21 protein-coding genes are annotated in these 19,742 nt (G+C 56.4%); 11 read left to right on the top strand and 10 right to left on the bottom strand.

What is annotated here, in order from left to right; all coding sequences use genetic code 11:
- Positions 1 to 73 precede the first annotated feature (73 nt).
- Positions 74 to 799 (top strand): TetR/AcrR family transcriptional regulator, encoded by a 726-nt coding sequence (locus ACZ5FM_RS07585; protein WP_464040222.1) that lies wholly within the window; start codon positions 74 to 76, stop codon positions 797 to 799.
- A 5-nt stretch (positions 800 to 804) separates the two neighbouring features.
- Entirely contained in the window at positions 805 to 1,737 is a 933-nt protein-coding gene (locus ACZ5FM_RS07580) for a cation diffusion facilitator family transporter (protein ID WP_464040221.1), read from the top strand.
- A 436-nt stretch (positions 1,738 to 2,173) separates the two neighbouring features.
- Here ACZ5FM_RS07580 and ACZ5FM_RS07575 read toward each other — a convergent pair whose 3' ends face one another.
- From ACZ5FM_RS07575 to ACZ5FM_RS07565, 3 genes are all read right to left on the bottom strand, one after another.
- The gene (locus tag ACZ5FM_RS07575; protein ID WP_464040220.1) at positions 2,174 to 3,280 is read right to left on the bottom strand and encodes a metallophosphoesterase; all 1,107 of its coding nucleotides are present in this window, start codon (positions 3,278 to 3,280) and stop codon (positions 2,174 to 2,176) included.
- Positions 3,281 to 3,735: 455 nt separating this feature from the next.
- The gene (locus ACZ5FM_RS07570) at positions 3,736 to 4,104 is read right to left on the bottom strand and encodes a hypothetical protein (protein WP_464040219.1); all 369 of its coding nucleotides are present in this window, start codon (positions 4,102 to 4,104) and stop codon (positions 3,736 to 3,738) included.
- Between the two features lie 4 nt (positions 4,105 to 4,108).
- Positions 4,109 to 4,450 carry a hypothetical protein gene (locus ACZ5FM_RS07565; RefSeq protein ID WP_464040218.1) on the bottom strand — a complete coding sequence of 114 codons (342 nt, stop codon included), beginning with the start codon at positions 4,448 to 4,450 and terminating at the stop codon, positions 4,109 to 4,111.
- Positions 4,451 to 4,759: 309 nt separating this feature from the next.
- Between ACZ5FM_RS07565 and ACZ5FM_RS07560 the strand changes: the two genes are divergently transcribed.
- Positions 4,760 to 5,242: a hypothetical protein gene (locus ACZ5FM_RS07560; RefSeq protein WP_464040217.1), complete on the top strand. Its 483-nt coding sequence runs from the start codon at positions 4,760 to 4,762 to the stop codon at positions 5,240 to 5,242.
- Positions 5,243 to 5,341: 99 nt separating this feature from the next.
- Here the strand turns inward: ACZ5FM_RS07560 and ACZ5FM_RS07555 are convergent, their stop codons facing one another.
- The 4 genes from ACZ5FM_RS07555 to ACZ5FM_RS07540 form a co-directional block, all read right to left on the bottom strand.
- The gene (locus tag ACZ5FM_RS07555; RefSeq protein ID WP_464040216.1) at positions 5,342 to 5,776 is read right to left on the bottom strand and encodes a hypothetical protein; all 435 of its coding nucleotides are present in this window, start codon (positions 5,774 to 5,776) and stop codon (positions 5,342 to 5,344) included.
- Positions 5,777 to 5,778: 2 nt separating this feature from the next.
- Entirely contained in the window at positions 5,779 to 6,138 is a 360-nt protein-coding gene (locus tag ACZ5FM_RS07550; RefSeq protein ID WP_464040215.1) for a hypothetical protein, read from the bottom strand.
- A gap of 317 nt (positions 6,139 to 6,455) precedes the next feature.
- Positions 6,456 to 6,776: a hypothetical protein gene (locus ACZ5FM_RS07545; RefSeq protein ID WP_259146333.1), complete on the bottom strand. Its 321-nt coding sequence runs from the start codon at positions 6,774 to 6,776 to the stop codon at positions 6,456 to 6,458.
- The gene (locus ACZ5FM_RS07540) at positions 6,749 to 6,898 is read right to left on the bottom strand and encodes a hypothetical protein (protein ID WP_464040214.1); all 150 of its coding nucleotides are present in this window, start codon (positions 6,896 to 6,898) and stop codon (positions 6,749 to 6,751) included. The genes ACZ5FM_RS07545 and ACZ5FM_RS07540 overlap by 28 nt, the downstream gene beginning before the upstream one ends.
- A gap of 823 nt (positions 6,899 to 7,721) precedes the next feature.
- Here ACZ5FM_RS07540 and ACZ5FM_RS07535 point away from each other — a divergent pair.
- From ACZ5FM_RS07535 to ACZ5FM_RS07525, 3 genes are read left to right on the top strand one after another with little or no spacing between them, the layout of a single operon-like run.
- A complete protein-coding gene (locus tag ACZ5FM_RS07535) occupies positions 7,722 to 8,618 on the top strand; it encodes an ABC transporter substrate-binding protein (protein ID WP_250985947.1) in 897 nt (298 codons plus the stop codon).
- A 4-nt stretch (positions 8,619 to 8,622) separates the two neighbouring features.
- Positions 8,623 to 9,534, top strand: a complete 912-nt coding sequence (locus ACZ5FM_RS07530) for an amino acid ABC transporter permease (RefSeq protein ID WP_464040213.1) — start codon at positions 8,623 to 8,625, stop codon at positions 9,532 to 9,534.
- Between the two features lie 3 nt (positions 9,535 to 9,537).
- Positions 9,538 to 10,314 (top strand): amino acid ABC transporter ATP-binding protein, encoded by a 777-nt coding sequence (locus ACZ5FM_RS07525; protein ID WP_250985945.1) that lies wholly within the window; start codon positions 9,538 to 9,540, stop codon positions 10,312 to 10,314.
- Positions 10,315 to 10,345: 31 nt separating this feature from the next.
- Here ACZ5FM_RS07525 and ACZ5FM_RS07520 read toward each other — a convergent pair whose 3' ends face one another.
- Positions 10,346 to 11,221 carry a LysR substrate-binding domain-containing protein gene (locus ACZ5FM_RS07520; protein ID WP_464040212.1) on the bottom strand — a complete coding sequence of 292 codons (876 nt, stop codon included), beginning with the start codon at positions 11,219 to 11,221 and terminating at the stop codon, positions 10,346 to 10,348.
- Positions 11,222 to 11,331: 110 nt separating this feature from the next.
- On the opposite strand from ACZ5FM_RS07520, the gene ACZ5FM_RS07515 reads away from it, so the two are divergent.
- From ACZ5FM_RS07515 to ACZ5FM_RS07505, 3 genes are all read left to right on the top strand, one after another.
- Positions 11,332 to 12,546, top strand: coding sequence for a trans-sulfuration enzyme family protein (locus ACZ5FM_RS07515; RefSeq protein ID WP_464040211.1), 1,215 nt, complete (start codon positions 11,332 to 11,334; stop codon positions 12,544 to 12,546).
- The gene (locus ACZ5FM_RS07510; protein WP_464040210.1) at positions 12,539 to 14,002 is read left to right on the top strand and encodes a M20/M25/M40 family metallo-hydrolase; all 1,464 of its coding nucleotides are present in this window, start codon (positions 12,539 to 12,541) and stop codon (positions 14,000 to 14,002) included. Before ACZ5FM_RS07515 ends, ACZ5FM_RS07510 begins: the two co-directional genes overlap by 8 nt.
- A 185-nt stretch (positions 14,003 to 14,187) precedes the next feature.
- The gene (locus tag ACZ5FM_RS07505) at positions 14,188 to 14,328 is read left to right on the top strand and encodes a hypothetical protein (RefSeq protein ID WP_192491646.1); all 141 of its coding nucleotides are present in this window, start codon (positions 14,188 to 14,190) and stop codon (positions 14,326 to 14,328) included.
- A gap of 528 nt (positions 14,329 to 14,856) precedes the next feature.
- Here the strand turns inward: ACZ5FM_RS07505 and ACZ5FM_RS07500 are convergent.
- The gene (locus ACZ5FM_RS07500; RefSeq protein WP_464040209.1) at positions 14,857 to 15,138 is read right to left on the bottom strand and encodes a hypothetical protein; all 282 of its coding nucleotides are present in this window, start codon (positions 15,136 to 15,138) and stop codon (positions 14,857 to 14,859) included.
- Between the two features lie 945 nt (positions 15,139 to 16,083).
- On the opposite strand from ACZ5FM_RS07500, the gene ACZ5FM_RS07495 reads away from it, so the two are divergent.
- Positions 16,084 to 16,917 carry an undecaprenyl-diphosphate phosphatase gene (locus ACZ5FM_RS07495; RefSeq protein ID WP_464040208.1) on the top strand — a complete coding sequence of 278 codons (834 nt, stop codon included), beginning with the start codon at positions 16,084 to 16,086 and terminating at the stop codon, positions 16,915 to 16,917.
- A gap of 68 nt (positions 16,918 to 16,985) precedes the next feature.
- Here ACZ5FM_RS07495 and ACZ5FM_RS07490 read toward each other — a convergent pair whose 3' ends face one another.
- Positions 16,986 to 17,693 (bottom strand): hypothetical protein, encoded by a 708-nt coding sequence (locus ACZ5FM_RS07490; protein WP_464040207.1) that lies wholly within the window; start codon positions 17,691 to 17,693, stop codon positions 16,986 to 16,988.
- Positions 17,694 to 18,572: 879 nt separating this feature from the next.
- Between ACZ5FM_RS07490 and ACZ5FM_RS07485 the strand changes: the two genes are divergently transcribed.
- On the top strand, positions 18,573 to 19,739 hold the full coding sequence (locus ACZ5FM_RS07485; protein ID WP_464040206.1) for a calcium:cation antiporter: 1,167 nt from the start codon (positions 18,573 to 18,575) through the stop codon (positions 19,737 to 19,739).
- The last annotated feature ends 3 nt before the right edge of the window (positions 19,740 to 19,742 follow it).

Here is a 19,742-nt window from a genome sequence, read left to right as displayed (position 1 = left end):
GAAACGACCGCGTTTTATGTGGCGTATGCACGCCCTGTTACGCCGCACAGCAAGCCCAAGGCATTGATTTTTCTTGTTCTACGCTGTAGAACTCTACACCGTAGAAGAAAATCAGGACAACGGACAGAGGTGCCAGATGTTGACGCGGGCGCAGATCATAGAGACGGCGGCAGTGCTTATGGAAAGCGTTGGCGAACGCCAGTTCAGCCTGCGCAAACTGGCAGATGCGCTGGGTTGCGACCCCATGACAATTCTCTACCACTGCAAGTCCAAGGACGGGTTGTTGCGCGCGCTTTCCGACCAGCTGGTGGCGCGGCTTGAACCACCCCAGCCTGATTTGCCCTGGCAAGACCGTCTGCGCCACATTGCCTTTGAATATCGCCGTGTCGCGCTGGCTCACCCGCAGACATTCCAGTCCATGTCTCGCTTTCTGTCATCCGGTTCTGCCGAATACCGCCACATTGAAACGGTGCAGAGCGCGTTGCAGGATGCCGGCTTGGCGCCTGAAATGGCGCTGCCTATCGGGCTTGGCTGGTATGCCTCGATCATCGGGCTGATTACCGCCGAAATATCCGGCTTCATGGGCCGAGTGGCCGGTGAGGACGCGCAGGCCTTTTTGCAGCTGGATGAACAAGACTACCCTGCCACACGGCGCATTGCGCCCTTTTTATCAGAAATACCGCCAAAGGCAGCGTTTAGCACCACGGTTAATGTGCTGGTTGCCGGCATATCCCGCATGTCCCGTCATGGTGACGTGTCGCTTGGGGCTGACAGTGCCGATCTGGCCCTTACGGAATAAATATCATGAACGAACAATCCCTGCTTAAACTCTCCATTGGCCTGACGGTGATGATGGCCGCCTTCGGCATTATCATCGGTTTCACCTCCGGGTCGGCCGCCATCATGTTTGATGGCGTTTACGCGCTGACCGATGCCTTCATGACTGTCATTGCGCTGCTGGTGGCGCGGTTGATTACGGCGTCCGCCGCCCCATTGCCCGCAAGCGGCAAAAAGAGCAAGTTCATGGACCGGTTTTCGGTCGGTTTCTGGCATCTGGAACCGATGGTTCTGGGCCTGAATGGCAGCCTGTTGATGGGTGCGGCCGGTGTGGCGCTGGTGGGCGCGATTTCAAGCATTCTCGACGGTGGCCGCGTGGTGGATTTCGGCCCGGCGATGATATTTGCCTTCGTGGCAACCGTGGTGGCGGTGAGTGCCGGTTTCTTTCTGCGGCGGGCCAATGGCGAGGTCAAATCCGGTTTTGTGGATCTGGACGCCAAGGCGTGGTTCATGACGGCGGGCTTGACCGCAGCGCTTTTGGTGGCCTTTTTGATCGGTTACGCCATTGAAGGCACGCAGTTTGCCTGGCTTTCCCCTTACGTCGACCCGGCGGTGCTGGCGCTGGCCTGCGTCTTCATTTTGCCGACGCCGATTGCCAATGTGCGCCAGGCGGTGGCCGATATTCTGCTGGTTGCGCCTACGGAACTGCGTGACGGTGTGGATGTGATTGCCAGGGACATCGTGGCGAAATACGGCTTTACCGCGCACCGCGCCTACGTTGCCAAGGTGGGCCGCGCCAAGCAGATCGAGCTGTTTTTCATTGCCCCAAAGACCCTGGCGGCCAAAAGTTTGAGCGAATGGGACGCGATACGCGATGAAATCGGCGCCCGCATTGGCGACGAAGGCCCTGACCGCTGGCTGACAATCGTGTTCACCGCCGATCAGGAATGGGCGGATTGAGTGGGGGGTGTGATGCTCCAACCGTGACGCCATCGATGTAGTTCGGTGGATAACCCCGACCTCCCTCACTCCTGTACTCGTTACAGGAGTCCAGTCATCCCAAGTCCTTGGAATGAAGAGACTCTTTTCGTCACGCAGACGCGTGACGGCTGGATACCTGTGACAAGCACGAGGTATGAGGGGTGGGTGTTGGGGCTGCTGGTGTAACGCAATAAGCGTTGCATGGGTAACAACCCCTCACCTGAAAAATCTATGACTTAGCAAGCTAAGACCATGATTTTTCTTCCTCTCCCACAAGGGTAGAGGTAGGGGTGCCAAGTGGCTCGGCATCCACCCATCTCTACCCTTGTGGGAGAGAAAGCGATTTCAACATCTTAAGGCGCGTAAAGCCCTTAAGTGTTAGAAATCGCAAGTGAGGGGTGAAATCGCATGTCCCCTAACCCAACGCCTTTGAAAACCCGACGTCAAACGACAAGGTATCACCATTGCCGGCAACCTGCCCGATGGCGACGTCCATACGGTTATTGGTGACGCGCACCAGGCAAAAACCGCCCATAAAGGCGGCCTTGGCCTTGAACACATCGTAAGCGCCAACCTTGTAGGCCATCGACGTATCATGCTCATGGCCGTGGAAGATGCCGATGACATTGTAACCGGACAGCGTATCCATCAGCGCCTGACGCTGTTCTTCACCCCACCAGTGCGGCGGGCCGGAACCTTCAGGCGTGAAGGTGCTCTTTATCGGGTCCCAATGCTCAAGCGAAAACGGGTCCCAGCCATAATGCTGGAACAGCACCACCGGCCGGCCATCTGCGGCATAGGTGGCGAGGTCATGTTTCAACCATGCCAGGCTGCTGGCCGTGCCCTTGTCGGTATCTCCACCGTAACGCTGGGCCTGCACCAGATGCAGACCACCCCAGTTCCAGGAATAATTGTTGGAGGCGGAATCGTAATTATCGGCGGGAACTTCAGGTGTCGCAAAGATGCTCGGCTTGTGGTTCATGCGCACATAGTCGCGCAACTCATCGCGGTACCAGTTAATTTGCGGCGGGCGGTCGTCCTGATCAAGGTCGTGATTGCCGAGCCCAACATACACCGGGTAACGAATGCGATCCGGCCCTTCGCCATGACGGTAACGTTTGGAAAATTGCAGCAGTTGCGTGCCCTCGCCAAGGTCCGGCATCTGTCCGCCGCCATCATCGGTGGCATCGCCGCAGACAATGACGCCGCGCGGTGGGGCGATGGGCTGGCCCGCGGAGATAAAACCGCTTGGTTTGCCCAGAATGTCCTGCGGCCAGTTGTGTTGGTCTATGCCGTTGAGGCCCCGGATATGGCGCAGAAGATTTTCATCGGTCTTGCCTTGCGCCGCGCAACCGGGGCTGAGGCTATCGCCAATCTGGCAGGCATGGATGTCATTGACGACAAGGAACGTGACGTCAGTGTCCGGAAAGGCGGCGCGGGAGATGGACGGCAGTGACAATACCATCCCTGAGGCCATGCTGGAGGCCAAACCCTGTCTGAGCAGCGATCGTCTTGTCAGCATTGTTGCCCCCCGTTTTTGATCCGTGCGTGATGGATGCAGCACAGACTAAAAGGCAAATCTTAACGGGGTTTCAACGGTGTAGGTGGTGCGTTGGACATGCGGCACACCCTGTCTTTGGGGTGGGTAGCCTCGACCTCCCTCATTCCCGCGCTTGTTGCGGGAATCTAGTCATTCCCAGTCTTGGGAATGGAAAGATTCTTTTCGTCACGCAGACGCGTGACGGCTGGATGCCTGTGACAAGCACGAGGCATGAGGAGAGTTTGTTGAGGCTGTTGGTGTAAAACAACTGACGATGAGCAAGCACATAACCCCTCACCAAGAAAATCTACGACTTAGCTGACGCTAAGACCGTGATTTTCTGTCCTCTCCCACAAGGGTAGAGGTAAGGCGCCAGCCGCGCTGTTTCACGTCATCAAAACGTTAGAGATGTGTCGCAATGGGTGCCCCAACCGCCCTCATCCCTGCAGCGGCTGCATGACCGGCCCGTCACAATCCTCTATCTCGCTTTGCAGGCGATAATAATCATCCGTGTCAATGACGGCGACATAGGTTGCCAGCGTGCACAGGTCCATTCCCGAGCAGTAGAATGCGGCGTTGCCATCACAGCCCGGCGGATAGGTGTTGGTGACAAAACCACCAAACCGGTCGCAATAGACCATCGGCGCGCCATCGCGGAATTTTTCAACGCAACCGGCCACCCAATCGCCCGAGATGATGCGGGATTGCTGCGCCAGCGCCGCAGTAACCGGCGACAACAACAGGCCGGCACTGAGAACTGCGCGGCACAACACGGACGACATAGATGACGCAGGCATCAAAGGCATGGGCTCACTCCAGATAAGGGTTGGTCAGTTCGAGTTTGCAGATGCCGCGCTCGATATCGTCAGGCACACATTCGCTGAGAATGGTGACGGTGCAGTTTTTCTGATGGTTCTGACGGGCGAGATATGGGCTGTAGCGTGGCTTTTCGCCCACTTTGATCTTCAGTCGGGCGACACCGCCTTCACAATCCGTGTGGGTAAAGTGAATGTCGTTATTGCAACCATTGACCCAGCTGTCGCCCTGCATGGTCATGCAGCGCACATCGGCGTGGGCACTGGCCGGAAACAGCAACAGGCTGAGGCATTGCGACAGCACAAAACACAGCAATGATATCGATATTTTGCGCAACGCGTTGGCCCCCGAAAACCCTGTGCAGCACGCTAATAAAATCCGCTGCTGTCAGCATCACCCAAACGGGGGATTTCCCGCCTGTTATAGTCATATAGGCTGCATGTATGTCGCTAAACTGGAGATATTTCTTTGCGATCCACTGGCAAGAGAAGCGCAGATTACACCGCCCAAACAAGCGCAGCCACGAAGGCACGCTGGAGCACTTATCTTTTGTCGTGTGTCGTATTCGGATTCATTTGTTCTGCAACGCTATCTGCCGGAGTCACCTTCGCGTTTGAGCCTTCATGGTACAAAGAAGACTGGTCGATGGACCCAGAGATACACGCTTTACATCAAAAAATGATATCTGCAGATCGAGCGCTTGATGCGGCTTCGAATCCCCCGTGGAACCAAGCTGAATTCGCGCGGCAAATGGTTATAAACAGCACCTTGCACGAAGAATGGCGCGCGCTGATGCAGCGGAAGGCAAGCGGTTCCGCTGGCAGTGCCACGGCCAAATCTAACGCCCCGGCGGTTGGTAACAGTACGAAAATTGCTTCATGTGTTTCTCACAAAAAGCAACAAGGACTTGATGAATACAACAGGCCAGTTTGCAAAGTGGCGGTTCGTAACAGCTGCAAAGTCGCAGTAGAATGTTCCGCCGACATTAGCGGTACTGATGCAACCGGCACCCGCCATCGCCAACGTTATGCGCTGCATTTACCAGCGGGAAGCTCTGGTGAACGCGGAATAACACAGGTTATCGGATGTGACGAACCTGAAGTCAGTTGCAAGCCCTGGCAACAGTGACGTTGTGATTTGTTGGGCGGTAAGAACTGAAATCCACGTTCTCACTGCGCATTGTCCAAATTGTTGCACACATCTTGCCGACCCTGCCGAAAGACAGGCTTATTGGTATGGGCGCAGATAGGTGGTGATGTAATCGCCGCTGTGCCACGCCTCGGCCCGGACCCGCGCATCGATGCCGGATGATGTGGTGGGGGTCAGCGCAAACATGCGTTCTGCCAGCGCATCACCCGGTTGCATGATGGCATCGATTTCCGCCAGCTCATCTTCGAGCGCCATATCCTCGGGCATATCGCGGAAACGCAGGTCAGCAACCTTTGCAGCCTCATGCAGCTCTGCTTGCAAGGCGAGCAGCGCCTGATCATCCGCAGGCATCACCGCCGGCGTAGTGCCGGGCTGTTGCGCGGGCTTGATATCAGCGGTTTCAACGGTTTGCTCTGTCATATGTGCTAGACGTCTCCAGGTGGTGTCATGCACCATATCAGGGATTTGAGGCTGGTTTTCGGTGTTGTCAGGGTGGTTGGTGTGCTGCGTCATGATCAGCCCACCTGCTCGATGCGGCTCGCCAGCAATGCAGCACGGCGCATTTGGTAAGCCGGCTCACTATCTGCGTTTGCCTGGTGATTTTCGCTGGTTTCAGCGTGGCACCAGTCTTCCACCGCCAGCATGTAACGTGTGTATTCCGCGCCGATATGCGGCCGGGTCGTAAACAGCATTTTGGCAAAGGGGTCGGTCAGCCGGAATGGCCGGTTGGGGGCGATGGTTTCAGCACACCCGCCAAGGCTGAGGCCCGCAGAACGGCCAGCCGCCCCCGCACCAGCCTGCACTGGCGCCTTACGCTCAGGTTTTGGCTGGCGGGTGAAGTCTGCTGCGGCTGGCCGTTGATTTGCGCAATACATCTACAACTTCCTTCTGTAACTCATGGTAGGCATGATAGGGCTTCGCACTGCGCCGGGGATAAAGAAATGTGAATTAATTCCTATTCTCCATCGCCGTTTTGCAATTGATGATGGTTTTCAGCGGTTTGAGGGTGATCTAAGGTTTCAGGCGTCGGTGAAATTTACCCGCATGACGAGAAATAATGTGGAGCGTTCGGCAAAAGGATTTGGGCCGAAATGCTCTAAGCCCTCTTTTTAGCGCAATGTCCGGACGAGAAACCGGTTCCCACTTTCTCTGGAATTGCTTGGGCCTTCGTCCATGCCCTGCCAGTGACGGGTTAAACCAGCTGTTTGTGCTGCTCCACCGCATCGGCCCATTCGATGGCCGCGTAACGGCCAATCACCGTCTTGTCGTTATGGATGACATTGACGATGCGCTTGAACAGCTCCGTCTCGAAGGGCGTTTCGTCACTGGCATCGTGGCTTAAGCAGCTGCCATCCTCCAGAAACACCGCCGTGACGTAAAAATCATCCGCGTCGCCTTCCAGCTCGGCGCGGCCAGAAATCAGAATGCCGCTGTCCATACGGCCATGGATGGCAATGTTCAGTTCATCAAAGTCGAGAAGCGCGGTTATCGGTGCGATGTTGAGCGATGCCACGGGCCAATCTCCTGATTTATCCTGTCTTCACGCATGACCTGCGCGTTAAATTGTACGGCGGCGAAGGCCATCAGCCCGGCTGCAAGCGCAAGGCCGGAAAGGTTCTGCAAAACGCCTGACATGTGACCGCCCTCCATTGAACGCAACACAAAAACAACACAACAGCAACACTACGGACGCGCAAAACCACCGGCTGTTACGACCGGTTAGATGCTGTTTGTTTCATTCCCTGACATTAGGCGCAAACAAGGTTGTTACGATGAAATACTGGGGCCTTTAGAGGCCTTTCACATAGGTGATGGCCCCAGCTCTGATGCGGCATTTACACACACCGCAACATCACCGTCAACATTACAGCAACACAAATCGCAACATTAATCACAACACTTTTGGGCAGCAGATTGCGGGTGGTTTGGTGGCGCAGCAATGCTGCTGTTTTTCTGCTAGAGGATTGAAAATGAATAAGTGCTGCACTCTTTCCTTCAAAGACCAAAGAGAGACAGAAAACAGCAAGCGGCGGTGCTGCGTTAGCAGGTGTTGAGTGCAAGGTTTATGGGCAGCAGGCTGCGCCACTTCAACATTATCATGGGTTTGGGTGGGGTTTTGGGTGTCAAGCGCTGACGGTTTGGGGTCAAAAGAACCCCTCACCTGAAAAATCTATCACTTAGCAAGCTAAGGTGATGATTTTTCTTCCTCTCCCACAGGGGTAGAGGAAAGGTGCCGAGTGCCGCCCCAACCTCTATCTCCTCTGCGCTTGCTGTGGGCATGATACTGCCGTCGGTCAATGCGGCGCGCGGTCGCGCAAGCAATAACCTCAGCGAATAGAGTGGCCCGATCTTATTATTGGACGGACTGTTTTGCCGGTCCCATAGTGTCATTGTCGGATGATGATGGTGATCCTCCCAAGCGTCACTCAATCCGTCGCAAAACAACATGGGGAACAAAATGAACAAGACACTTACTCATCTGCCGGTGTTTGCCGCACTCGCTGTTCTGTCACTCAGCGGCCAGAGCCTTGCGCAGAGTTTCGACACATCCTCCATCAAGGTTGAGGACAGTTTGGCCGCCCGATTGCCGGAAAAAATCAAGGCGAGCGGCGTCCTGACGATCGGCTCCGATACGGCCTATGCGCCCTGGGAGTTTCTGAGCGAAAAGGATGGCCAAACCCCTGAGGGTATTGATGTCGATATTGCCAATGCCATTGGCAGGAAGCTCGGCGTCAAGATCGATTTCCAGACATCGGCTTTTGAAGCCATTCTGCCGGCTCTCGGCAGCAAGTTCGACATTGGTGTTTCGGCGTTTTCCGTCACCAATGAACGCATGAAAGCCGTCAATTTCGTCAGCTATGCGGATACGGGCAGCATGTGGGCGGTGAAGGCCGGCAACCCGGCCAAGTTTGATCCCGCTGACCTGTGCGGCCGCAAGATCGCCATCCAGTCGGGCAGCTACCATGAAAAGGCAGTGATTGCTGAAAACGAACTGTGCAAATCCGCGGGGAAGGCCGAAATCGACATTCTGCCGTTTTCCAAACAGCCGGAAGCACTGACCCGCGTTGCGGCTGGCGGTGCAGATGCCACCGTGTCCGGCGAGGCAGGTATCGGTTATGCGGCAAAGCAGTCTAACGGTGCGTTTGAAACCATGAAGCCGGCTGGCGGCGCGTTAAGCAAGCATGGTCCAAACGGCATTGCCGTTGCCAAATCCGATATGGCGTTGACGCAGTTGATCGCCGACACCATCAACTCTCTGATCGCCGATGGCACCTACAAGGCACTGCTCGACACCTGGGGTGTGGGTTCCGTGATCGTCGACCAGGCGCGCGTCAATCCCGAAGTGAAGATCTGAACCGATGGCCACTGATGTCGACAATATCGGAACCGGCTTTACGCCGGTTCCCCTCGCAAAGGCGACCGTCACGCGCAACATCGTCGTGCCGCGTCGCCATCCCGGCCGCTGGCTTGCCATTGCAATCCTGGCTGTTGTTTCGCTGCAAATCGCGCAGGCCGTTTCGGTCAATCCCAATTTCCACTGGGATGTCTACGCCACCCACCTGTTTTCCCCTCAGGTCATACGGGGGGTCGGCTGGACGCTGATTTTGACCGTGGTCGCAATGACCGTTGCGATCGTTATGGCTGCGCTTTTGGTAATCATGCGCGATAGTGACAATCCCGTTTTGCGCGGCATTGCCTATGGTTGGGTGTGGTTTTTCCGGGGAACGCCAATCTATACGCAGCTGCTGTTCTGGGGTCTGTTTGCGGTTCTGTTTCCCAATCTCAGCCTTGCGATACCTTTTGGCCCGGAGGTCATCAGCGTCGAAACCAAATATATTGTCACGCCGGCCATGGCGGCCATCCTGGGCCTTGGCTTCAACGAGTCCGCCTATCTTACGGAAATCTTCCGGGCCGGTTTCAACTCGCTTGATCGTGGGCAGGCTGAAGCGGCGCAGGCACTGGGCATGAAACCTGCGAAAATCTGGTGGCGTATTCTGATGCCGCAAGCGATGCGGGTGATTATACCGCCGACGGGCAACGAGACCATTGGCATGCTGAAAATGACATCGCTGGTGCTTGCCGTGCCGTTTACGCTCGACCTGACCTTTGCGACCAATGCCATCTCGAACCGGCTTTACCTGCCAATCCCGCTGCTGCTGGTTGCCGGCACCTGGTATCTCGCCATCACCAGCCTGCTGATGGTTGGCCAGTATTTCCTCGAACGCCATTTCGGTAAAGGCGTTTCCGTTCACCCGACACGGGCGGAGTAGACCATGAACGCACATGTTTCAGAGTTCTGCGTTGAAATGCAGAACATCCACAAATTCTATGGTCCCGTCCATGCGCTGAAGGGTGTGGACATGCGCGTGCGGCGTGGCGAAGTTTGCGTTGCGATAGGTCCGTCCGGTTCGGGAAAATCAACGCTGCTGCGATGCATCAACCAGCTGGAGAGCATTTCGGCCGGCCGGGTGTTTGTCAAAGGTGAGCTGCAGGGTTTTACCGAACGCAACGAGCGTTTTCACCCACTCGCACCGGCGCAGATCGCCGCACAACGCCGCCTGACGGGCATGGTTTTCCAGCGTTTTCACCTGTTTCCGCACATGACTGCCCGCGAAAACGTCATGGAGGGTCCGCGCCACGTCAAAGGCTGGTCACGCGAGCAGGCCGGGAAAAAGGCTGATGATCTGCTGAGACGTGTCGGGCTGGATGGCTTTGGCAGCCGTTATCCCACGCAGCTTTCCGGTGGACAGCAGCAGCGGGTGGCAATTGCGCGCGCACTGGCGATGGAGCCGGAGGTGATGCTGTTTGATGAGCCGACCTCGGCGCTCGATCCGGAACTGGTCGGTGAAGTTCTCGATGTCATCAAGGATCTGGCACGCAGCGGCATCACCATGGTGGTCGTCACGCATGAAATCGGTTTTGCCCGGGAAGTGGGAAACCACCTCGTCTTCATGGACCAAGGGCAAATCGTCGAGGAAGGACATCCGCGCACCATGCTCACCAGTCCACAAAACCCGCGCACAGCCGCCTTTCTCTCCAAGGTGCTGTGAGGCCGCGATGTTCATGACCAGGCCAAAACACTCAAATCGCGTCGCGCAGCACCCGGATGAAGTCCTCCAGAATTGTGGACGGCAGACGATTGGGCGGCGTGATCAGCAGCGTTCTGAAATGGAGTGCCGGTTCGAAGGGGCGCAAGGTCAATCCGTGGCCTTCGTAAGGTTCGGCCGTCAGCGGGTTGACCAGGCCAACGCCGATGCCAGCGGCCACCATGGCGCAGATCGTCGTAGAATACGGCGTTTCCATTACGGTGCGGACAGTAATGCCCGCCTGTGCGAAGGCGATTTCCGCTTCGCGCCGGGTGGTGTCTTCGGGCGCCAGTGCAACAAAGGCCTGGCCGGCAAGATCGACCGGGCGAATGATCTCAAGGGCTTCGAGCGCATGTCCCCTGGGCAGTGCGACGGCCACCCGGAACTGGGCGAATTCCTCAACCTCCACACCGGTGCGGTCAATCTCGTCTGCAACAATGCCAAGGTCGAATTGGCCAGATGCCACCAGATCGCGGACGTTGGACGACATGCGCGCCTGGAATGTAACGGCGACATTCGGATTGGCCAACATGAAGGCGTGAAGCGCACGCGGCAGGACATTGGTCGACAGCGCCGACAGGCAGGCGATGCGGATTTCTCCGGAACCGTAGTCCCGGATGCGGGCGGCCGCGCCGCGAAGATGGGTCAATCCGAGAAATGCCTGCTCGACCTCGCGGAAAAACAACTGTCCCTCCTGGGTCGGTTGCAAGCGCCCCTTGATCCGCTTGAAAAGATCAAAGCCAAGCGAACGCTCCAGTTCCTGGATCATCTTGCTGATGGCGGGCTGGGAAACGTGAAGCACTTCGGCAGCGCGCGCCGTCGTGCCGTTGGTCATCACCACGCGAAAGACTTCCACCTGTCTCAGGTTCACCAGCAGCTCCACCGACAATCAATAACTTTTACGAATAGCAGTAGCGCAGATTTGCCCGTTTCGGAATTGATTTCCGCAAACGCACAGCATTTGTTCCGAAAGGCCTTGCCATGAACGATCTCACCCAATGCGTCCTTACGCCCGCAGTACCAACGGAAGGTTTTACGCCGCTCGGTATTGGTACTCATCGCGCCTCGACGATCGTCTTCAAGGACGCCGCAGCCTATGCATCGCGCGGGGAACGCGGCCATGAGGGTTATTCCTACGGCCTTTATGGCACGCCAACCACCCGGACACTGGAAGCCAAGCTGACGAGCCTTGAGGAAGGTGCCTGGACATTTCTGACGCCTTCTGGCCAGGCGGCCAATGCACTGGCGGTTCTGCCGTTTCTGGCGGCCGGTGATCACATTCTGATTGCCGATACCGCCTACCCGCCGATGCGTGATCTGGCAGAAACCGATTTGCGTCGCCTCGGTGTCGAGGTCGAATTCTTCGATCCCCGTTCGCCTGACGATGTCGCCTCCAGAATGCGGCCAACCACCAGGATTGTCTGGTGCGAAAGCCCCGGTTCGACAACGATGGAAATTCTGGACCTGCCACGCATCGCGGCCATCGCCCATGAACATGGCGCATTGGTCGGTGTCGACAATACCTGGGCGACACCGCTCAATTTCAAGCCGCTGGCGCATGGCGCCGATATCGTTACCGAGGCGCTGACCAAGTTCGTATCCGGCCATTCCGATGTGCTAATGGGTTCCATCACCGTACGCGATGACAGCCTGATCAAACCGATCCGTTCGCTGATCGGCAGAATGGGCATCGGTGTCTCTCCTGATGATGCCTCGCTTGTGCTGCGTGGCTTTGAGACGCTTGGCGTGCGCCTGCGCCATTCAGAGCGGGTTGCGCTTGATTTTGCCCGCAGGATTGAAGGCCATTCTCTGGTGACGCAGGTTCTTCATCCTGCGTTGGAAACCTTCGCCGATCACGCGGTGTGGAAGCGGGATTTTCTCGGCTCAAGCGGTGTTTTCAGCATCGTTTTCACGCCAGAGGCATCGGCCCATGTCGCGGCGTCGCTTGACGCGTTGCAGGTGTTTGCCATTGGCGCATCCTGGGGCGGCACACGCAGCCTTGCCGCGCCCATGTCCATCACCGGCTTTCGCAGTGCGACCGACTGGAGCGGTCCCGACATCATATTGCGCCTCAGCATCGGCCTGGAAGATGAAGGCGAACTCTGGGAGGACGTGACCCGCCTGCTGGCTTTCCTTGACGCAAAGTGCAGTGGGACTGCCAGCGAGACATCCCTGAAAACGGCCCGTCATGGGTGATTTCGGACGCGATATTTCAACACTGCTGGAAGGACAAGACGTGCCAAAAACAGAAGACGTGCTGCGCGATATCGACGACAGGTTTGACATCACGCTCAGCAAATTGCTTGAACTGGTTTCGATCCCGTCGATATCGAGCGACCCTTCCGGCAAACACGGAATTGAACGGGCAGCCGAATGGCTGAAACATGAGCTGTCGTCGATGGGACTTGCGGCCGATATTATCGCGACCAAGGGGCACCCGGTGGTTCTTGCCCGCTCCTTCACGGCTTCAACAGAAACCCTTTCATCCGGCAAAAAACCGCGTCTGCTGTTTTACGGGCATTATGACGTTCAGCCGGTGGGTGATGAAGGTGCGTGGAAACACCCGCCCTTTGCGCCTGAAATCATTGAGGAAGATGGCGTCCACAGGTTTTACGGACGCGGGACATCGGACAGCAAAAGCCAGTTGTGGACATTCATCGAGGCGCTGCGGGCGTGGAAAAACGTGCATGGCGAGTTTCCAGCAGAGGTTATCGTTTTGCTGGAGGGCGAAGAAGAGTGCGGATCTGCCAGCTTGCCGGCCTTTATTGAGGCACACAGGCATGAACTGGCCTGTGATGTCGCCTTCATTTGTGATGCCGAGATGTGGACCGCCACCCAGCCGGCCATCACCACCCAGCTCAAAGGGCTGGTGCATGAACGTGTCACGATCCGTGCGCCCAATGCGGACCTGCATTCGGGACATTACGGCGCGGTTGCCGCCAACCCGATACGGATCCTCAGCAGCATTCTGGCAAGCCTGCATGACGACAAGGGCCGTGTCACCATCCGTGGTTTTTATGATGGGGTTCACGATATTCCCGACGCCATACGCCAGCAGTGGCAGGACCTTTCCCGACAACCGGAACTGTTTGCCGATGTCGATCTGACCGGCGGCATTACCGAGGAAGGCTACGCGCCGATTGAAGCGATGTGGGGTCGTCCAACTGTCGATATCAACGGTATTACCGGCGGTAATCAAGGGCCGGGTGAACGGTCCGTCGTGCCGGGGTCGGCAACTGCGCGGCTGTCGTTTCGGCTGGTGGCCGGACAATCGCCAGAGGCAATCCGCCGACAATTCCGCAGCCATGTCGAACGGTTGATACCTGCTGGTTGCCGCGTTGAGTTTGAGGGTGACGGTGGCAGTTCGGCGGTCGTGCTGTCGCAAGACAGCCCCTACCTGAAAGCGGCGGCCCGCGGCCTTGAAAAGGAATGGCAAAGCCCGGCCATTTTGCGTGGAACAGGTGGTGCCATCCCGCTGGTTGAACAACTCGGCAAGGCACTGCAGACAGAATGCGTGGTCATTGGTTTCATCTTGCCAAGCGATGCTATCCACGCCCCTGACGAACACTATGACAGCGAGCGCCTGCGCCAGGGCGCACGCAGCTGGATTCGTATTTTCGAGGAGATTGAGGCAGCGACAACTCACGCCTAGGCAGTCCATGACACAGTCCGCCCTATCATCGTGCAGAATTACCGGCGTTTGGCGCGCGGCATGCGAGGGGGTGCGTCAAAAAGACCGCTCCTTATATCTTGCAACGAAGGCTTCTGAGGCGCATTTCGAGTGGGCGCTATCCTTGCGGATAGACAATTCCAAGCAACAGAATGGAAGTACTCGAAATGTCTGACGGTTCTTGGGTAGAATTGTTTCCTTACATCTTCTTCCCGTTCAAGATCATAGTGCTCGGCATCGGCATGTTTTATGCCATCAAGTGGCACCGCGATCAGGCCAAGAAGGATGAGGCGACCAAGGGACACTGAGTTTCAACTGGCGTCCGCTTGCTTCAAGCCCATATGAGGTTAGAAGCGATAAGGGCCCGCTCCCAGGCCGCCACGACTAAACGTTGGGGCGACGTGCGTAGCAGAGTGCTGAGGACAACCTCGCCTCGTGCACCGGGTCCACACAGTTTTTCCGTAAGCCTGTCGGCAGGACTATCGACCCCAACTCGACGCCCATCACCCGCCCACCAATGATGGGCGGCTGGGGTGTTTTACCAGCCCAAACTGCGGACAGAGATTGGCGGGGCAACCCGCATGACAGAACAAAGCCGCCTGGCGTGATCCAAGGCGGCTTTTTGTTATCGCAATCCGTTCCTCACAAATCAGCGAACAACTTGTCTGCCGTATCTTCGCCGTTACGATAGCGCTGCAAAATCAAACTGCAATGTGGCAGCAATTCTTCCGCGTCTCGGTGGTTTTTTTCGCACCACACAAGAAAAAGGTCGATTAGCAGTTCAAGTTCACCGGCCTCCACCTGCGCGGCGTGGCGTTCAGGGTTATTTTGCACTGCTATCCCCCCTGTTGCCAAAGCTGATGTCCAATCGGACCGGGCTGGAACATGCTTTTGCTTATTCTTAGCTCCACAATGGCGGTCTCGTGCAGCAACCGCGCGAGCGCTATGTCGATGGGATCATCCTGCAAGATGCTGGGATCGCTCGTCGCCTTGAAAATTGTCTTTTCAACTATGCGCTGACGCATTTCCGTGGAGGATGTATAGAGCGCCACCCTCTTGGTGAGGAAGGGGCGTAGGTGAAACTGGACTACTGGATTTTCAATGGAGGGGATGGTCATGTGCCTCTCTCCGGTCCGGTAGGCTAGAGCGCAGAGCAACCCTCTGTCGTTAGCGCCTACGTGTTCGGTTGCTGACGATGGGCGATGATACGCCCTATTATGCGTAGAGTCTAATAACCATTGCGGCCTGGTTACTAACCGCCGCTCCATCATCAAATGGAGAGGCAGGGCAGAACCCCTCACCTGAAAAATCTATCACTTAGCAAGCTAAGGTGATGATTTTTCTTCCTCTCCCACAAGGGAGGTAAGGGCGCGAGTGGCAACCACATACTCCCCCTCATCTCTGTGCTCGTCACAGAGATCCAGGCCCAGCCCAAGTCTTTGGGTTGGAAAGAGTCTATCCGCCACGCAGACGCGTGACGACTGGATTCCTGTGACAGGCACAGGAATGAGGGTCGGTTGGCGCAATATTTGAGCAAGACGAGCATCGATAGGTGACTTACCCCTCACCTGAAAAATCTATCACTTAGCAAGCTAAGATGATGATTTTTCTTCCTCTCCCACAAGGGTAGAGGTAAGGGCGCGAGTGGCACCCCGACCACCCTCATTCCCGCGCTTGTTGCGGGAATCCAGGCCCAGCCCAAGTCTTTGGGCTGAAAAGAGTCTATCCGTCACGCGGACGCATGACGACTGGATGCCTGTGACATCCCCCTGTAAGCGGAACATCATCAAAGCTCCCTCAGAAGAGAACACCGGCTATGCAATAACGGCTTGAATTTTGCTCTTCCTGTGTCTGGCTCAGTCGATCTTCAGGTCTTATAAGATGCAATCTCCATGTCCGGGCTGTGCTTCGCACAGACACTGCACGGATGCGGTTTATTGCAAGCCTGCGGACATATTCTCAACAATCCAAACGATATGACTGATCGCCGTTTCCAATGCTTCGCTTTACGAAATTGAAAATGGCACCGTTTTTTTCTTGAGCAAATTTTGAAAGGTTATTTGATGAGTGTGAGTTGGACCGATGCTGCTATTCTTGGTCTGCTGCAGGGACTGACGGAATTTCTTCCGGTTTCCTCCAGTGCGCATCTCAGAATTGCCGGTGAGTTTCTGCCATCAGGCGCAGATCCCGGCGCTGCCTTTACGGCAATTACCCAGATTGGTACCGAAGCAGCAGTCATCGTGTATTTCTGGAAGGATATCATGAACATTGCGACTGCCTGGCTTCGCCAAGTGTTTCGCATGGGCGCTTATGATGAAGACAATGCCCGGATGGGCTGGCTGGTGATTGTCGGTTCCCTGCCGATCGTCATCCTTGGCCTGCTTTTCAAGGACAATATCGAGCATGGCTTGCGCAATCTCTATATTACCGCTGCCATGCTGATCATATTCGGCATAGCCTTGGGCGTGGCAGACCGCATCGGTCGCAAAACCCGCAGCCTTCGTTCGCTTGGATGGAGAGACGGCATCATATTCGGTTTTGCGCAGGCCATGGCGCTTATTCCGGGTGTTTCGCGTTCTGGCGGCACGATTACCGCCGGTCTGCTGATGGGCTACACGCGCGAAGCTGCGGCCCGATATTCCTTCCTTCTCGCAATTCCGGCGGTGTTCGGCTCCGGTTTCTACCAGCTGTTCAAGACGATGGGCGAAGAGACACCCGTTGCAGCAGGACCAACGGCGCTTGCAACCTTGCTGGCGTTTCTGCTCGGTTATGCCGTCATCGTGGTGTTTCTGAAACTTGTGTCGACCAAGAGCTACATGCCCTTTGTCATCTACCGCATCGTGGTGGGCGCTCTCGTCATTCTGGGCCTGACGGCCGGCTGGTTGATGCCTCTGTAACGCCGCACACATCTCAGCGTTTTACGGAGCCCATCCGGGTTCCGTAAAACCTTACCCTACGTGGCGTGTCACCACGTATCAAAATCGTCGAAAAACGCCTGCAGCTGGCGGTTTACTCTGGGCCAGACGGCCAGCACATAGGGCAGCACCACCACATATTGGTAGGCCAGAACCAGAAAACCGGACAGGACAAAGCCGCCGATCAAGGCCAGCAGAATGCTGCTGGACACGCCGTAAAGGCCAAGCGCAACCAGCGCCAGCGCAATAACATACGACTTGTTGGTCAGGAACACCTGCGGTTTGAATATGCCAAGCATGGAACACACGCGCTGCAAACCATTGCGGTCATAGGTGAAATGTTGGCTGATATTATGGTTCTGGGCAGCGACCGTATAACCATCGCCCTTCAGCCGGTAGAGGCTGATGACGCTCATCATATCATCTTCACCAACGCTGACGGCAAATGGCAGCTTGAACAGCTTTTCCTTGCCATCTTCAAAGCGCAAACGCACTTCGCTGGTTTCCCATTGTTCGCTCTGAACCGTGGAATAAACATGGTTGTCGCCGTTGGCCATGTAGTTGTTATGGTGTTTTGTATAGATTTGGCTGTGCTGCTTGACGCGGGAGCCGACAACCCGGCCGGAGACACGCTCCGCATTAAATTCCACGCCATTGATGAAAACACGCTTTTCTTCGTCGCGTGGCAGGACAATGCCATCACGATAGGTCGGCGTTGGTTGTGTAGTTTGAATTTCAGGCGCGAGAACTGCGGACATTGATTTAGCTACCCCTCTAATGTTGACAGTTTCGGATGCTCGCAAACGAAACTGTCCAGCCGAGGCCACTTACTCGGCCACAAAGGTTAGCGTTTTGAAAATCGCGGAGGGGGAAAACCCCTGTTACGGCGTTTGAGTGTGCCAAAGTGATTTTTAGCGTTAAAAAACAATGGCTTTATTGCCCACAAATGAAGGGGTTGTTGGGGTAAGTGCGGCACCAAACAAGACACGGGGTCATGAACCCCTCACCTGAAAAATTGATCACTTAGCACGCTAAGTTGATGATTTTTCTTCCTCTCCCACAAGGGTAGAGGTAGGGGCGCGAGTGGCAGCCACATACTCCCCCTCATCTCTGTGCTCGGGCTTGCCCGAGGGATCACAGAGATCCAGGCCCAGCCCAAGTCATTGGGCTGAAAAGACTCTTCACGCCGCGCAGACGCGCGTCGGCTGGATGCCTGTGACAGGCACAGGAATGAGGGCTGGGTGTTGCGACTGTTTCGGCAAGAAACGCTGATCTTACAATCTGTATCGACGTCATCCTCGCCCTTGAGGCGAGGATCCAATCACGCCAGCCATATCCGTTTCGTCTGCGGAGATGTGGTTAGATCCTCGGGTCAGGCCCGAGGACGACGTTGCGCGAAAGGAAGAACATGCGAGCAGACAGAACCCCTCACCTGAAAAATTGATCACTTAGCAAGCTCAAGGTGATGACTTTTCTTCCTCTCCCACAAGGGTAGAGGTAAAGGCGCGTCGCCCAAAGCTGGACCTCAACACCCCAATGTGCTAGGTGAACGCCAGCAACAGCGTTGTTGCTCCCTCCGGGACGGCCCGGATGCGGCATTGTGTGATCGGGGACGGCCCCAAAAGAGGTCGCATGACATGCCACGTATCCCCTCCCTTTCCCGGTTCACCCTGACCAAAGGCGTTGTCCCCAAGCTGATCATTGCATGGGCGGTTGTTGCAGCGTTTCAGCTGCAGTTCCACGCGCTGCTTGGCCCTGACATGTCCACCACGGTTGCGGTCATCAGTTTTGCCGTGCTGTTTGCCACGATTTTGATGGCCGCTTTTGGCGTGGTGCATGAGGCCGATGAACTGGCCCACCAGTTGGGCGAGCCCTATGGCACGCTGATCCTGACGCTGTCGATCGTCTCCATTGAGGTGATCTTGATTGCCGCCGTGATGATGGGACCGGGCGAAAGCCCGACCATTGGCCGCGATTCCATTTTTGCCGTGATGATGATCATCATGAACCTGGTCACCGGCATCTGCCTGCTGGCCGGCGCGATGCGCTATGGCGAGCAGGAATATAATGCGCCGGGCGCCATTACCTTCATCAGCATGATCCTGGTTTTGGCCGGCATTGCGCTGCTGCTGCCCAATGTGATCGGCGCGCGTGACGGCACCTTTACCAATGCGCAGGCCATCATGATCAGCCTGCTGACGGTGGCCGGTTACGGCGGTTTTCTGGCGCTACAAATGGGCCGTTATCGCAGCGATTACATGCAGCCGGAGGCCGGGCAAATGTCCATTCTTTTGGCGCAGGCGCCGCGCAGGTCAACGGGTGGTGACGACGCCAATTCCGCCGCCAGCAGCGCCAAAAACCTTGGTCATGCGGTAAAGCTGGTGGCGCTGATGTTGCCCATCGTTCTGTTGGCGCATGACCTCGCCATCATCATCGATTACGGCGTGGTGAAAGCCGGCGCGCCGGTGGCAGTTGGTGGTGTGCTGATTGCCATTATCGTGTTTACGCCGGAATCGATCACCGCCGTAAAAGCAGCGCTGAACAATGAAACGCAGCGCGCCATTAACCTCTGCCTCGGTGCTTTTGTTTCCACCGTCGGGCTGACGGTGCCGGCCGTGCTGACGGTGGGTCTGTTGACTGGCAAGGTGGTCATCCTGGGCATTTCCGCCGTGGAAACCGTGCTGTTTGCACTGACGATTGGCCTGACGGCACTGACCTATCTTGGCCACCGCACCTCTGCCACGCAAGGGCTGCTGCACATGCTGCTGTTTGCGGTGTTTGGGCTGATGTTGTTTACCGCGTGAGGC

The sequence above is a fragment of the Agrobacterium sp. 5Ca50 genome (genome assembly GCF_055381905.1).
The sequence above is the reverse complement of the archived record's forward strand: the minus strand, read 5'-3'. Positions and strand labels throughout refer to the sequence as shown.